Origin of the sequence: Pseudomonas sp. AP42 (assembly GCF_001728935.1) — a bacterium.
Taxonomy (GTDB): Bacteria; Pseudomonadota; Gammaproteobacteria; order Pseudomonadales; family Pseudomonadaceae; genus Aquipseudomonas; species Aquipseudomonas lactis.
In genome coordinates this window covers 1-14,409 of record NZ_LYSO01000140.1, presented here as the reverse complement: position 1 = coordinate 14,409, position 14,409 = coordinate 1, and the positions used below count along the sequence as shown (strand labels likewise).

13 protein-coding genes are annotated in these 14,409 nt (G+C 58.4%); 8 read left to right on the top strand and 5 right to left on the bottom strand.

The features are described 5' to 3' along the window. The first annotated feature begins 274 nt into the window (after positions 1 to 274). Positions 275 to 1,648, top strand: coding sequence for an MFS transporter (locus tag A7K61_RS27910; protein WP_044267601.1), 1,374 nt, complete (start codon positions 275 to 277; stop codon positions 1,646 to 1,648). Between the two features lie 59 nt (positions 1,649 to 1,707). On the opposite strand, the gene A7K61_RS27905 is transcribed toward A7K61_RS27910, so the two are convergent. The 4 genes from A7K61_RS27905 to flgA form a co-directional block, all read right to left on the bottom strand. Then, complete coding sequence (locus tag A7K61_RS27905) at positions 1,708 to 2,457, bottom strand: flagellar brake protein (protein WP_014719585.1); 750 nt, start codon at positions 2,455 to 2,457, stop codon at positions 1,708 to 1,710. Between the two features lie 96 nt (positions 2,458 to 2,553). Beyond that, complete coding sequence (locus A7K61_RS27900; RefSeq protein WP_014719584.1) at positions 2,554 to 3,024, bottom strand: flagella synthesis protein FlgN; 471 nt, start codon at positions 3,022 to 3,024, stop codon at positions 2,554 to 2,556. Between the two features lie 48 nt (positions 3,025 to 3,072). After that, positions 3,073 to 3,396 (bottom strand): flagellar biosynthesis anti-sigma factor FlgM, encoded by a 324-nt coding sequence (gene flgM / locus A7K61_RS27895; protein ID WP_003193581.1) that lies wholly within the window; start codon positions 3,394 to 3,396, stop codon positions 3,073 to 3,075. A 141-nt stretch (positions 3,397 to 3,537) separates the two neighbouring features. Next, positions 3,538 to 4,302, bottom strand: coding sequence for a flagellar basal body P-ring formation chaperone FlgA (gene flgA / locus A7K61_RS27890; protein WP_044267596.1), 765 nt, complete (start codon positions 4,300 to 4,302; stop codon positions 3,538 to 3,540). Between the two features lie 74 nt (positions 4,303 to 4,376). Between flgA and A7K61_RS27885 the strand changes: the two genes are divergently transcribed. The 7 genes from A7K61_RS27885 to A7K61_RS27855 all read left to right on the top strand — a co-directional run bounded on the left by A7K61_RS27885 (position 4,377) and on the right by A7K61_RS27855 (position 10,704). Then, a complete protein-coding gene (locus A7K61_RS27885; protein ID WP_003193578.1) occupies positions 4,377 to 5,309 on the top strand; it encodes a chemotaxis protein CheV in 933 nt (310 codons plus the stop codon). A 42-nt stretch (positions 5,310 to 5,351) separates the two neighbouring features. Then, positions 5,352 to 6,179 (top strand): protein-glutamate O-methyltransferase CheR, encoded by an 828-nt coding sequence (gene cheR / locus A7K61_RS27880; protein ID WP_014719581.1) that lies wholly within the window; start codon positions 5,352 to 5,354, stop codon positions 6,177 to 6,179. 308 nt (positions 6,180 to 6,487) lie between these two features. Further along, entirely contained in the window at positions 6,488 to 6,895 is a 408-nt protein-coding gene (flgB, locus tag A7K61_RS27875; protein WP_003193573.1) for a flagellar basal body rod protein FlgB, read from the top strand. A 3-nt stretch (positions 6,896 to 6,898) separates the two neighbouring features. Beyond that, positions 6,899 to 7,342: a flagellar basal body rod protein FlgC gene (gene flgC / locus A7K61_RS27870; RefSeq protein ID WP_069558801.1), complete on the top strand. Its 444-nt coding sequence runs from the start codon at positions 6,899 to 6,901 to the stop codon at positions 7,340 to 7,342. A gap of 16 nt (positions 7,343 to 7,358) precedes the next feature. Beyond that, positions 7,359 to 8,084, top strand: a complete 726-nt coding sequence (gene flgD, locus A7K61_RS27865; protein WP_003193570.1) for a flagellar hook assembly protein FlgD — start codon at positions 7,359 to 7,361, stop codon at positions 8,082 to 8,084. 31 nt (positions 8,085 to 8,115) lie between these two features. After that, a complete protein-coding gene (flgE, locus tag A7K61_RS27860; protein ID WP_047711608.1) occupies positions 8,116 to 9,426 on the top strand; it encodes a flagellar hook protein FlgE in 1,311 nt (436 codons plus the stop codon). Positions 9,427 to 9,603: 177 nt separating this feature from the next. After that, positions 9,604 to 10,704, top strand: coding sequence for a hypothetical protein (locus tag A7K61_RS27855; RefSeq protein WP_171905501.1), 1,101 nt, complete (start codon positions 9,604 to 9,606; stop codon positions 10,702 to 10,704). Between the two features lie 92 nt (positions 10,705 to 10,796). On the opposite strand, the gene A7K61_RS27850 is transcribed toward A7K61_RS27855, so the two are convergent. Beyond that, positions 10,797 to 13,691, bottom strand: coding sequence for a ribonucleoside-diphosphate reductase subunit alpha (locus A7K61_RS27850; RefSeq protein ID WP_032879843.1), 2,895 nt, complete (start codon positions 13,689 to 13,691; stop codon positions 10,797 to 10,799). Between the last annotated feature and the right edge of the window lie 718 nt (positions 13,692 to 14,409).

Below are 14,409 nucleotides of genomic sequence, written 5' to 3'. Positions count from 1 at the left end.
AACGCCAACTTCCAAAGCCTGCATAGCGTTCCATTGAAGCCTTTTGTACAGATACCTGAATACCAGTCGAACCTTGCGTGTGATCAAGGTTCACAGGTGGTGCGCCGTGTATTTATCTCCACGGTTATGTACCTCACAGACACTCACGTAGCGTCTGAGCTGTGAAACAAAATAATCCCCGTAAACAGGCCCTGCCGCCTGTCCGGATTCAACTGCCCCGGACTATCATGCTGATAGCCCTACCCCTCACTGCAAGGAGCCGCTCGGAACGCCGATGCGCCAGATCTGGAAATCTTTTCGAGCCCTTTATTTCGCCTCCTTGATGATGCTGATCGGCTCCGGCCTGCTTAGTACTTATCTGGCTTTGCGCCTCGCAGCAGACAATGTCGACAGCCTGTGGGTGGGTGCACTGATGGCTGCCAACTATTTTGGCTTGGTGCTGGGCGGCAAGCTCGGGCACCGCCTGATTGCCCGGGTCGGGCATATTCGTGCCTACGCCACCTGCGCGGGGATCGTCGGCGCAGCAGTGCTGGGTCACGGTTTGGTTGATTGGCTGCCAGCCTGGATTGTGCTGCGGATGATCGTGGGCCTGGGGATGATGTGCCAGTACATGGTTATCGAGAGTTGGCTCAATGAGCAGGCAGATGCCAAGCAGCGTGGCGTAGTGTTCAGCGGCTACATGATTGCGTCCTACCTTGGGCTGGTACTGGGCCAGCTGATCCTGGTCATGCATCCCCATCTGGGGCTTGAGCTGTTAATGCTCGTGGCGCTGTGCTTCGCGCTGTGCCTAGTCCCGGTGGCCATGACCCGGCGCATTCACCCGGCCCCACTGCACCCTGCCCCGATGGAGCCGCGCTTTTTTATCAAGCGCGTGCCGCAGTCGCTCAGCACCGTGTTGGGTGCTGGGTTGATCGTCGGTTCGTTCTACGGCTTGGCACCGCTCTACGCCTCTCAGCAGGGCCTGACGACCGAGCAAGTCGGCCTGTTCATGGGTAGCTGCATTTTTGCCGGATTGGTCGTGCAGTGGCCGCTGGGCTGGTTGTCGGACCGCTATGACCGCGCACTGCTGATTCGTTGCTTTGCCTTGTGCCTGGCGGTGACGGCCTTGCCGTTGGCAATCATGACGCAGGTTCCGCTGGAAGTGTTGTTCGTGGCCGGCTTCTTCTGTTCGCTGGTGCAGTTCTGCCTTTACCCTTTGGCAGTGGCCTTTTCCAATGATCACGTGGAAGGCGATCGCCGGGTGTCACTGACGGCCATGTTGCTGGTGACCTACGGGATCGGCGCCAGCGTGGGGCCGCTGTTGGCCGGCGTGGTGATGAAGCTATTCGGCAGCCAGATGCTCTACGCGTTTTTCAGCCTGTGTGCGTTGATCCTGGTGTGGCGCATTCGACCCAAGGCTGTGACCAACCTGCATCAGGTCGACGACGCACCGCTGCATCACGTGGCAATGCCCGACAGCATGTCCAGTTCGCCCTTGGTGGCTGCCCTTGACCCGCGGGTGGATGAGCAGGTGGTACAGGAGCAGATGCAAGTGACTGTGCCTGATCCAGAGGCTGCCCCTGAAACCGAGGAGCCGACGAGCGAAGAACCGCACGAGCCACCCGACCCGGACGAACATCCCCATGACTTGAGCAGGGCGCGCCCCTGAACGAAAAACGGGCAGATCCCATCAGGATCTGCCCGTTTTTTTATCTCAGCGTCTAACGCTTAAAGATCGTCGTCTTTATCGAAGCGCCGAGCTTCACGCTGTAATTGGTAGACAAAGCGCTCCACTTGACGCTGCACCAAACCACTCATGTTGTGAAAGCGCACGCCGGCAAAGGTGGTATTGATCTTGTCTTCAAAGTGCAGGTAGCGCAGTTCGACAGAGGTGGTCATGCTGCCGAAGGGCAGGGCAGCGATAAAGCGGTCATAGACCTGGCCCAACTGCAGACGCTCGGAGATATCGCCTTCAAAGCGCAATTTGCAGCCGGTTGCCGAGATGTCCAGCAGCTTACCGCTGATAGGCGCCTTGAGCTTCTCGCCACCCAACTGAATGTCCACCAATTGCGCGAGCTTGAGAGCGGCGCGGAAGGCATTGCGTCGTTGATGGTAAACCACTTCGCCGGGCAGGCTGCCGCTGTAGATACGGTGGCCGCCTTTTTCGCTGATGGTCAAGGTGCCGTTGCTTTCCCAGGCAACCCGCACACCCTCATGGAAACCTTCGATACGGAAAGCTTCGCCATTCTCAAGATAGCGTTCACCGTCACGGGGAATCATTTCGTCCAGCACCAGCGTCTTGCTGTCCCGGTCGATGTCCACCAGGTAGCTCTGGAAGCGCTGGCTGCGTTCGTGGAAAGTAATGATCAGCGGGTCATGGCTTTCTTGCAGCATCCGCAACGTGCTGGCGATTTCCAGAGGCGTGGTGAGCACCTTGGGTGGCTGCGGTGCATCTTCCGCATTAAGGGCGTTGAACACGGTTCTTCCATCTCCAGGCAAAATACGACTACACGCAAGAACCGGCATTTTGCCAGTATGTAGCGCGCCTTGGATAGGTCACGCTGTAAACCGGCGTCAGGCTTGGCTGCGGGTGCTTGGCTTGACCAGGCGTGAGGTGGAGCCTTGGGCGTTATACAGGGCCGGAGGCTCTCCGCCGTGCAATATGCGCAGCTGATTGGCGGTGGTGGCTTGCTGGAGCTGGATCGACTGACCGTTGAGCAGGTTGGCTTCCTGGCACTGGGCAAGCAAATGATTGAGCTCTTTGCTTTGTGCCAGCAGTTGATCGCCAACTGAAGAGTGGCTGGCCAGTTGTGCCAGGCCGTCATGATCGGCAGGCAGGCCCAGGCTGATCAGAATCTCACTGCGCTTCTTGCCATGCTGTTCGAGCAAGACAATCAGCGACTGTTTGCGCGCCAGGATTTCTTCCAGCAAGGGCATATCCCGGCCGTACAAGGCCAGGGATTCTTCCTTGAGCAACTCGAGCAATTGTTGCGTCGGTGCCAGATCATCAATGATCAGTTGGAGCAAATGTTCGTCGTGGTGCATGGCTGGCCTTGGGTTTTAAGCGTCCAAAAGCCCTGCGCAGGCCTTTGCCTAGCGCTCGGCTTCGAAGTTGAGCAGCTTGCTGGCTACACGGTTGCTGTCGACTTTATAGCTGCCATCGGCGATCGCCTGTTTCAACTCGGCCACGCGGGCTTTATTGACGACGGGTTGATCGCGCAGCGAGTCAGTGACCTTCTGCAACTGTTGAGCCTCATTGCTCAGGTGTACCGATTCCCCACTCTGGCTGGCGGCGGCCTGCTCTGCTTTGGCAGGCAAGGGCTGCGGCTTGGCTTCTACGCTGTCCTTGGCACCGCCGGTGCGCGTATTGCCGGGCAAGGCCGGGGCGTTATTCAAACGACTGAAATCAATGACCATGTTGAAAAACCTCTGGGTATTTGGACGCTTGCCATGTTTTCGGCCATACCCGGGCAAACTTTAGGCTCGATTGACAATAAACCTGTTCGGCTCAATATCCAGCACACAGTGTAGGAAAAGCTGGCATTTGATTCCAGTCATCTATAGCGCCACCTCGACCTGGCCTGGCGCGGTGACTCTCGCCTTGATCACGCGATTGGAGTTGAGGTTCTTGACGCGAATCTGTTCGCTCATGCCGCCGTTGGACAACGCCTCGCCCGGCATTCTGACGTTCAGGCCGCCACTGCTGGCGGAAATCACCACCTGGTCACCTTTGCGAATCACCTCGGCCTGTTCCAGATGAACCAGCGTGAGGACTTGGTCGGTGACCACCGGTCGCGTGAGTTTCTGCCCGACGGCCTGGTCCAGCGACGTCAGGTAGCCCTGGTTGATCAGGCTGATGTCCCGCTCGCGCAACGCCACATCTTCGTAGCCGATGATGCCGGTGCGCTTCAACGGTCGCGCCACGACCACCACGTCGCGAAACAGCTTGACCTGAGCCGGTACAAAAACCGTCCAGGGCGAGGCGCCCTCACAGCGCACCTTTACGGTCACACGGCCGATGGGCTGGGCGGGGCTTTCCAGGGTGGCTGTCAATTCCTTGTCGCACAGTGGCATGCGCAAGCGTGGGTCCAACTGGTTGACCTGAATCTCATAACGCCCCGGCGTCTGGGTGGTCGCCAGATAATCTTCTACAGTGAACTCAAGAAAGCCTTGGGTGACGCCGATAAGTAGATCAGGCAGGGTAACGTTGTCGGCGCGGGCCGTGACGCCCAGGCCCGAGACAAGCAGCGCCAGCGCGGCGCAGAGCAGTCTGCGGTAGCGTGAGCGGCCAGGGTGTCGGGAAACTGTCGTTTTAATATCCATACTCAGTAAATAGCAAAGCTCGTGCCGTTTAGTGTTGGGTACGCGTCGTACCCCTAGGATTTAGGAGTCTGGGCATGGCAGGTGTAATGGATTCAGTAAACCAGCGCACACAGCTGGTAGGGCAGAATCGCCTGGAGTTGTTGCTTTTCCGCCTGGATGGCAATCAGTTGTATGGCATCAACGTGTTTAAAGTGCGTGAAGTGCTGCAATGTCCCAAGTTGACGATCATGCCCAAGTCCAGTCCGGTGGTGTGTGGCGTGGCCAACATTCGTGGCGCGACCATTCCGATTCTTGACCTGGCAATGGCCACAGGGGCCGCGGGTTTGCAAGACCGCCAGAACCCTTTCGTGATCATCACCGAATACAACACCAAGACCCAGGGTTTCCTGGTGCGCTCGGTGGAGCGCATCGTCAATATGAACTGGGAAGAGATCCATCCGCCGCCCAAGGGCACGGGGCGCGATCACTACCTGACGGCGGTGACGCGGGTCGATAACCAGTTGGTGGAAATTATCGACGTGGAGAAGATCCTCGCCGAAGTGGCCCCTACCTCGGAAACCATCTCCGTTGGCGTGGTGGATGCCGAAACGGCACACAAGGCGGTTTCGCTGCGCGTGTTGACCGTGGACGACTCTTCCGTGGCGCGCAAGCAGGTCACACGTTGCCTGCAAACCGTCGGGGTGGAGGTGGTAGCCCTCAATGACGGCCGACAAGCCCTGGATTACCTGCGCAAGCTGGCGGACGAAGGCAAGAAGCCCGAAGAAGAATTCTTGATGATGATCTCTGACATCGAGATGCCGGAAATGGATGGCTACACGCTCACGGCCGAGATACGTAATGATCCACGCATGCAAAAATTGCATATCATCCTGCATACTTCGTTGTCGGGGGTATTCAATCAGGCAATGGTCAAGAAGGTCGGTGCGGATGACTTTCTGGCCAAATTCCGTCCTGATGACCTCGCATCCCGGGTAGTCGACCGGATCAAGGCAGCAGATCACGGCTAGGGGATGTCCCCTGGCGGTCACACGATTTAAGAGGCGGCATCATTGTCTACGGGTAATTTGGATTTCGAACAGTTCCGGGTCTTCCTGGAAAAAGCCTGTGGCATATTGCTCGGTGAAAACAAGCAGTACCTGGTATCCAGCCGCCTCAACAAGCTGATGGAACAGCAGGGCATCAAATCCCTGGGTGAGTTGGTCCAGCGGATCCAGGGTCAGCCGCGCAGTGGGCTTAAAGAAATGGTGGTTGATGCCATGACCACCAACGAAACCTTATGGTTTCGCGATACCTATCCCTTTGAAGTGCTCAAGAACAAAGTGTTGCCGGAAGCCATCAAGGCCAGCCCGGGCCAGCGCCTGCGTATCTGGTCGGCGGCCTGTTCTTCGGGGCAGGAGCCGTACTCGATCTCGATGTCCATCGATGAGTTCGAGCGGACCAACATGGGCCAGTTGAAAGCCGGCGCGCAAATTGTGGCCACGGATTTGTCCGGCACCATGCTCACCAACTGCAAGACCGGTGAGTACGACAGCCTGGCGCTGGGCCGAGGCTTGTCCCAGGAACGCCTGCAGCGCTACTTCGATCCCAAAGGGGCAGGGCGTTGGGCGATCAAGGCGCCGATCAAGAACCGCGTCGAATTTCGCTCGTTCAACCTGCTCGACAGCTACGCTAGCCTGGGCAAGTTCGACATGGTGTTCTGCCGCAACGTGCTGATCTATTTCTCGGCTGAAGTGAAGAAAGACATCCTGTTGCGCATCCACGGCACCCTCAAGCGCGGAGGTTATCTGTTCCTCGGTGCTTCCGAGGCGCTCAATGGGCTGCCGGATCACTTCCAGATGGTGCAATGCAGCCCGGGGATCATCTACCAGGCCAAGTAAGCCGCACCCGATCAAAAATGTGGGAGCGGGCTTGCTCGCGAATGCGTTCTGTCAGCCAGAGATAAATTGGCTGACCCACCGCATTCGCGAGCAACCCCGCTCCCACATTTGTTATGCGCCAGCCCTACTGAAAGCGGCAACTGCCGATTGCCGCTTTACTGGCACTACGCGGAAATCGCTTGCCGCTTTTCTGGCAGAGTCGCCGGCAACTCCCCTGGAAACCCTTGATATACGGGCTCCCGCAAGATTGGCATGCACCTTGCTATAACCCTGCTAACGAACAGCAGGTCAGCCTAAAGGTTTCCGCCATGAGCATCAGCTTCGATAAAGCGCTCGGTATCCACGAACAAGCCCTGGGCTTCCGCGCCCAGCGTGCCGAAGTCCTGGCCAACAACATTGCCAACGCCGACACCCCGAACTACAAGGCTCGGGACTTGGACTTCTCCGCTGTGCTCGCCGCACAACAGGACAAGACCAAGAACGGCACCTTCGCCTTGAATATGACCAACAGCCGTCACATTGAAGCGCAAGGCCTGAGCAAGGGTGACGAGTCGCTGCTGTATCGCACACCGATGCAGCCGTCGATCGACCAGAACACCGTCGACGCCCAGCTGGAGCAATCGAACTACGCCGAAAACTCGGTGAACTTCCAGGCCAGCTTCACCCTGCTCAACAGCAAATTCAAAGGGCTGATGTCAGCCCTGCGTGGAGAGTAAGCCATGTCTCTGTCCAGTGTTTTCAATATTGCCGGCAGTGGCATGAGCGCGCAGACCACGCGTTTGAACACCGTCGCCAGTAACATCGCCAACGCCGAAACCGTCTCCTCGAGCATTGACCAGACCTATCGCGCCCGCCACCCGGTGTTCGCCACCATGTTCCAGGGGGGGCAGGCAAGCGGCAGCGATTCGTTGTTCCAGAACCAGGACGCCCCCGGCTCCGGTGTGCAGGTGTTGGGCGTGGTCGAAGACCAGAGCAATCTGGAGGCCCGTTACGAGCCCAACCACCCGGCCGCGAACGAAAAGGGCTACGTCTACTACCCCAACGTCAACGTGGTCGAGGAAATGGCTGACATGATCTCCGCCAGTCGCTCGTTCCAGACCAACGCGGAAATGATGAACACCGCCAAAACCATGATGCAGAAGGTTCTGACCCTGGGTCAGTGATAAGGGGCGCCAAATAATGGCCATCGTTGATACGTCTAACAACACGGCGGTTCAGGACCTTTTCAATTCCAAGGTCAAGACCGCGACGAACAACAGCAGCGTCAGCGACGCTTCCAAGACGGCGACGGGCAATCAGTCGCTGGGCAAGGATGCGTTCCTGCAACTGCTCGTCACCCAACTGAAAAACCAGAACCCGCTGTCGCCCCAGGACAACGGCGCGTTCGTGGCGCAGCTTGCACAGTTCAGCAGCCTGGAAGGCATCAACACCCTGAACGACTCGGTGAACAACATCTCCAGCAACTTCAGCTCGTCGCAGGCGCTGCAGGCTTCGTCGCTGGTGGGGCGCTCGATCATCATCCAGACCGACAAGGCCATGGTGGATACCAGCAAGAGCATGACCGGTTCGGTGGCAGTAACCTCGGCGGTGGGCAATGTCTCCGTCAAGATCACCGACAAAGACGGCAATGTGGTGCGCACCGTTGACATGGGCGCCCAGAGTGCCGGTACCCAGAGCTTTATCTGGGATGGCAAGAACGACAAGGGCGAGGTTGCCCCAGCTGGCACCTACACCTTTAACGCCACCACCAAGAACGACAAAGGCGACGCAGTGGCCTTGACCACTTCGCTGCCCGCCACGGTCACCAGCGTGACCCTGAGCAAGACCGGCGGCGAAATGCTGCTCAACCTTGCAGGCGGCATGGGCAGCGTCAAGCTGTCGCAAATTCAGACTATCGGTACATAGAGCCGGCTAAATACGGCAGAGGGAGAGAAACATGTCTTTTAATATCGGCCTTAGCGGCCTCTATGCGGCCAACAAACAACTGGACGTGACCGGCAACAACATCGCCAACGTCGCGACCACTGGCTTCAAGTCATCCCGTGCGGAATTCGCCGATATCTACGCGGCTTCCAAGCTGGGCACCGGCCAGAACAGCATCGGCAACGGCGTGAATCTGGCGGCGGTGTCGCAGCAGTTCACCCAGGGCGACGTCAACGGCAGCGGCGGCATCCTCGACATGGCGATCCAGGGTGGTGGTTTCTTCGTACAGAAGGGCAGCGACGGTTCGCTGGAGTACACCCGTAGCGGTGCTTTCCGCGCGGACAAGGATGGCTACATCACCAACAACACCGGCACTTCCCGCCTGCAAGGGTATGCCGCAGACGATAATGGCAAGATCAGCAAGGGTGGCTTGGTCGACCTGCAACTGAATCTGGCGAACCTGCCGCCCAAGGCGTCCACCAAGGTCGACTCCACCAGCAACCTGAACTCCTCGGAGCCGGTGATCGACCAGACGGCCAAGCCGTTTGATCCAACCAAGACCGACACCTTCACTACCCAGTACAGCACCACCTTGTACGACTCCCAAGGTAACGCGCACCCGATGGTGCAGTACCTGGTGAAAACCGACGGCAACAAGTGGAATGCCTATACCCTGATTGACGGCCGCAACCCCGATGGTTCGGCTCCGACCGGCACCCCTTCGACGCCACCTGTGCCGTCGACATTGACCTTTGACGGCGCTGGCAATCTGACTACCGTCGTCACCAATGGTGTGTCCGACAAGACCCTGACCGTTGCCGGTTGGGTTCCCGGCAAGGTAACTGACGGCGTATGGAAGGCTAACGGTGCGGATGCCAACCCGGGTGGTATCGCCATCAACATGGCCAACATTACCCAGTACAACTCGGCCACCTACCGTAACCCTCCGGTCACCGATGGCTATGCCACCGGCCAGATCACCGGCCTGAAGATCGACGGCAGTGGCGTCCTGTTCGCCACCTTCAGCAACCAGCAGAGCAAGGCCATCGGCCAGATCTCCTTGGCCAGCTTCAACAACGAGCAGGGCCTGCAGCCAGCCGGTGCAACCACCTGGAAAGAGACCTTCGCCTCGGGCCAGCCGGGTTATGACAACCCGCAGGCCGGTACCCTGGGTTCGATCGTGGCCAACTCCCTGGAGAACTCCAACGTCAACCTGACCAGCGAGCTGGTTGACCTGATCAAGGCCCAGAGCAACTACCAGGCGAACGCCAAGACCATCTCCACCCAAAGCACCATCATGCAGACCATCATTCAGATGACCTGATGCCACCGCGCTAATACCCGCACACAAAAAGGCCCCTCGATCGAGGGGCCTTTTTGTGTGCGCGCGTTAATAGTTTACCGCCTGTTTCATCTCGCCTTGCTGCTGGAACGCCCAGCGCCCATTGCGCCACGTACGGGGCACGGGCGCCTGTCGCCCATCGACCAGCGGGAGAGAGGCATGGCGATGTACAAGCAGTGGGAAGGGGCATCAGCAGGCAGCCATTGGTTTGTCCCGAGTGATTTCAGCGCCGGTGTATACGGACGCAAAAGTCAGTCGGATGAACCCGGGGGAGGCAAGTCCTCTGATGCTGAGTCGGTCAGGCAACTGCTCGATCAACTGAGGGATGCCGAGAAAACATCCAAGAGCCAGACCGTCCAATACCTTCGTGACCAGTTGAACGCGAAGCGCGAAGAACTGGGTGACGAAAAATTCAAAGAGATCATGCAGGAGTTGATCGCGAAGGCGGACGTCTCGTGGCTGGAGATGCTGCGGCGTCTGATGAGGGAATGGTTTCCGGAAACCGACGATACATCACCCAAACCTTCGCCACCTTCTCCTGGCCCGTCGCCAGGTGGGGGAGGTGGCGGAGGCGGTGGTGGCAGGCCAAGCCCCGGCAATTTCGGGCCCAGTGAGCCCATGAGTAATCTGCCGATTACCGAAGGCTCCAAGCATTTCAACTACAAGCCTGATCAAAGTAACCCAGGAAAAAAGCCGGACAACATCTGGAGCGGATTCAGCCAGGGCCCCGATGGCAATTGCGTCACGGTGTCAGCAATAAAGGGCGCAATGATGAAGTTTGGCCAGAAACCCACCGACGTTTTCAAGGAGGTAAAAGAGACGGCAGACGGTTACCACGTGAAGATGCGCGACGGCTTCGAACTTGATCTATCCAAGGATGAATTAAAGCAGGCGGCCAGGTATGCGCAGTTCAAGGGGGACAATCCGAGCATGCTGACCGATGCCAACTTCATGTTCGCAGCGAGCGCCAAGCGGGCACAGATGGAAGGGAATGGCCTGGACGACAACCCGAGTCAATCCAAAAGAAGCTTCGCCCATGCGATGCAAAGTTTGAACAACGGCGAAATGCCCCACGAAGCATTGGATCGCCTGGGTTTGAAAGGGCTTTACCGGCAGTCTTCAAGCGGTGAGCTGGCGAGCGGCAAGCTCGGTGTCGTGGCCTACGATCGCCATTCGATGGCGGTCATCGACGGGCGCGTGGAGTTGTGGGGGCGCCGAGGTGGCGCGCCCAAGCAGGGCATTGCGTACGCGTTCCTCTAAGGCGATAAGCAAAAAGCCCGATAAACCCTATGCAGTTGGGGTCTATCGGGCTTTTTCAATCCAGGGGGACAATACCCCTGAACTGGCTCAGCTTATTGGCAAGCTTCGCAATCCGGCTCGTCAATCGCGCAGGCCTTTGGCACCGGTGCCGGGCCGGCTGGCGCTGCGAGTACAGAGTCATCACCGTGGTTGCCGCTGGACACTGCGTTCAGCTTGCCGGTGTTGATGGTCGACTTCTCGGTGCTGGTGGCGGCCAGGGCACGGAGGTAGTAAGTGGTTTTCAGGCCACGGTACCACGCCATGCGGTAGGTCACGTCCAGCTTCTTGCCCGAAGCGCCGGCGATGTACAGGTTCAGGGACTGGGCCTGGTCGATCCACTTCTGACGACGGCTGGCGGCGTCAACGATCCACTTGGTGTCCACTTCGAACGCGGTCGCGTAGAGCTCTTTGAGTTCTTGCGGGATGCGCTCGATCTGCTGCACGGAACCGTCGTAGTACTTCAGGTCGTTGATCATGACCGAGTCCCACAGGCCGCGGGCCTTGAGGTCGCGAACCAGGTACGGGTTGATCACGGTGAATTCGCCCGACAGGTTCGATTTCACATACAGGTTCTGGTAGGTCGGTTCGATCGACTGCGACACGCCAGTGATGTTGGCGATGGTGGCGGTCGGTGCGATGGCCATGATGTTGGAGTTACGAATACCTTTCTGCACACGGGCACGTACCGGCGCCCAGTCCAGGGTTTCGTTCAGGTCAACGTCGATGTACTTCTGGCCACGGGCTTCGATCAGGATCTGTTGCGAATCCAGCGGCAGGATGCCCTTGGACCACAGCGAACCCTGGAACGTCTCGTAGGCGCCACGCTCGTCGGCCAGGTCGCAGGAAGCCTGGATCGCGTAGTAGCTGACCGCTTCCATGGACTTGTCGGCGAACTCGACGGCTGCGTCCGAACCGTAAGGAATGTGCTGCAGGTACAAAGCGTCCTGGAAGCCCATGATGCCCAAGCCAACCGGACGGTGCTTGAAGTTGGAGTTCTGCGCCTGTGGCACCGAGTAGTAGTTGATGTCGATCACGTTATCGAGCATGCGTACAGCGGTGTTGACGGTGCGTTCCAGCTTGGCGGTGTCCAGCTTGCCGTTGACGATGTGGTTCGGCAGGTTGATCGAGCCCAGGTTGCAAACGGCGATCTCGTCCTTGTTGGTGTTCAAGGTGATCTCGGTGCACAGGTTCGAGCTGTGGACCACGCCCACGTGCTGCTGCGGGCTGCGCAGGTTGCATGGGTCCTTGAAGGTCAACCATGGGTGGCCGGTTTCGAACAGCATGGACAGCATTTTGCGCCACAGGTCTTTGGCCTGGATGGTCTTGAACAGCTTGACCTTGCCTGGGTACTCGGTGAGGGCTTCGTAGTACTCGTAGCGCTCTTCGAAGGCCTTGCCGGTCAGGTCGTGCAGGTCCGGCACTTCGGATGGCGAGAACAGAGTCCACTTGCCGTCATCGAAGACGCGCTTCATGAACAGGTCAGGGATCCAGTTGGCGGTGTTCATGTCGTGGGTACGACGACGGTCATCACCGGTGTTCTTGCGCAGCTCGATGAACTCTTCAATGTCCATGTGCCAGGTTTCCAGGTAGGCACACACAGCGCCTTTGCGCTTGCCACCCTGGTTCACGGCAACGGCGGTGTCGTTCACTACTTTCAGGAACGGTACGACGCCCTGGGACTTGCCGTTGGTGCCCTTGATGTACGAACCCAGTGCGCGCACCGGTGTCCAGTCGTTACCCAGGCCGCCGGCGAATTTGGACAGCATGGCGTTGTCGTGGATCGCGTGGTAAATGCCCGACAGGTCATCCGGCACGGTGGTCAGGTAGCAGCTCGACAGCTGTGGACGCAGGGTACCGGCGTTGAACAGGGTCGGGGTCGACGACATGTAGTCGAAGGACGACAGCAGGTTGTAGAACTCGATGGCACGGTCTTCTTTGTTCTTCTCTTCGATCGCCAGGCCCATGGCCACGCGCATGAAGAACACTTGCGGCAGTTCGAAGCGGATACCGTCCTTGTGGATGAAGTAACGGTCGTACAGGGTTTGCAGGCCCAGGTAGGTGAACTGCTGGTCACGCTCGTGGTTGATCGCCTTGCCGAGTTTTTCCAGGTCGAAAGTGGCCAGGATCGGGTTCAGCAATTCGAATTCGATACCTTTGGCGATGTAGGCCGGCAGGGCCTTGGCGTACAGGTCGGCCATCTCGTGGTGAGTGGCGCTGTCGGCGACTTTCAGGAAGCCCAGGCCTTCGGCACGCAGGGTGTCCATCAGCAGGCGGGCGGTCACGAACGAGTAGTTCGGCTCACGCTCGACCAGGGTACGGGCGGTCATCACCAGGGCGGTGTTGACGTCGGTCAGGGCCACGCCGTCGTACAGGTTCTTCAGGGTTTCGCGCTGGATCAGGTCACCGTCGACTTCTTCCAGGCCTTCGCAGGCCTCGGTGATGATGGTGTTCAGGCGGCCCAGGTCCAGCGGTGCGAAGCTGCCGTCGGCCAGGGTGATGCGGATCGACGGGTGCGCTTGAACGGCGGCTTCTTCGGCCGGGGAACGTACGGCACGTTCCTTGGCGCGCGAGTCACGGTAGATCACGTAGTCGCGGGCCACTTTCTGCTCGCCGGCACGCATCAGGGCCAGTTCAACCTGGTCCTGGATTTCTTCGATGTGGATGGTGCCGCCCGATGGCATGCGACGCTTGAAGGTCGCGGTGACCTGTTCGGTCAGGCGGGCAACGGTATCGTGGATGCGCGACGAAGCGGCAGCGGTGCCGCCTTCAACTGCAAGAAACGCTTTGGTGATGGCGACGGTGATTTTGTCATCGGTATAAGGAACGACAGTGCCGTTACGCTTGATCACGCGCAGTTGGCCAGGTGCGGTGGCGGACAGATCCAGGTTCGAATCAGCGGCCTGCGGCACGGAGCCTTGCGGGTTCTCGCGAGTTGTGTCGGTTTGCATGAGGGGGTGTCTCCACATTCTATATTTATTTGGGCACCATCACGGTGCCCACCGTTCCGTCCTGAAGCACTTACAGCAGGCCTGGGCCTGGCATAACAACTTCGGGACAGGAGGAAGGGAGCTCATCGCGCCGCTTCCATGCCGAAGTCTTTGGTTCGGGGCCGGGGAGCCCTTCGCCGTATTCCTAGTGGGTGACAGTGGCCCCATTCAAGCCCTGCAACACCCGTACCGTTTTCTGCCAATCGGGCTGGAAAACGGTTGCCATCCGCGTGCGCGGTTTGGGCTTTCAAAAAATGCTTTGGTTCAACCAGACGCGAGCAAGAAAGCGCTTGAGTTTCTTGCCGGATATGTGTTTGGTCTTTTCGCTGAAAACCCTACATGTAGGGTTTTTTTAGCGCCGAGGTACAAGATAATGCGTTTTGGGGGGCTTAGCAACGCACTACCTGTGGATAACGCTGTGGGTAAAATGTGTATGAATCATGGAACACCCGTGTAGGCCGCATTACTACTGGATTACACCGTTTGTCACCGAATATTCCCGGGTAGAAACTGCCGGCGGGAATTTTGAGGGCGCGAACCCTACCACAAAAAATCGCCATGGCCGAATGGATTTCCCGGCTTGTGTTCAAGGGCCTGTGCATGGCTACAATCGGCGTTTGTTATGCCCTCAAAACATGACAAACAGGCTATGGGGCGGTGGAGGTCTAACTGTGGGAGC

Coding starts and splice junctions, on each gene's coding strand:
- flgB (WP_003193573.1), top strand. CDS start 6,488: ATGAGCATCAGCTTCGATAAAGCGCTCGGTATCCACGAACAAGCCCTG.
- flgD (WP_003193570.1), top strand. CDS start 7,359: ATGGCCATCGTTGATACGTCTAACAACACGGCGGTTCAGGACCTTTTC.
- A7K61_RS27910 (WP_044267601.1), top strand. CDS start 275: ATGCGCCAGATCTGGAAATCTTTTCGAGCCCTTTATTTCGCCTCCTTG.
- A7K61_RS27900 (WP_014719584.1), bottom strand. CDS start 3,024: ATGCACCACGACGAACATTTGCTCCAACTGATCATTGATGATCTGGCA.
- A7K61_RS27855 (WP_171905501.1), top strand. CDS start 9,604: ATGGCGATGTACAAGCAGTGGGAAGGGGCATCAGCAGGCAGCCATTGG.
- flgM (WP_003193581.1), bottom strand. CDS start 3,396: ATGGTCATTGATTTCAGTCGTTTGAATAACGCCCCGGCCTTGCCCGGC.
- flgE (WP_047711608.1), top strand. CDS start 8,116: ATGTCTTTTAATATCGGCCTTAGCGGCCTCTATGCGGCCAACAAACAA.
- A7K61_RS27850 (WP_032879843.1), bottom strand. CDS start 13,691: ATGCAAACCGACACAACTCGCGAGAACCCGCAAGGCTCCGTGCCGCAG.
- A7K61_RS27885 (WP_003193578.1), top strand. CDS start 4,377: ATGGCAGGTGTAATGGATTCAGTAAACCAGCGCACACAGCTGGTAGGG.
- flgC (WP_069558801.1), top strand. CDS start 6,899: ATGTCTCTGTCCAGTGTTTTCAATATTGCCGGCAGTGGCATGAGCGCG.
- flgA (WP_044267596.1), bottom strand. CDS start 4,302: ATGGATATTAAAACGACAGTTTCCCGACACCCTGGCCGCTCACGCTAC.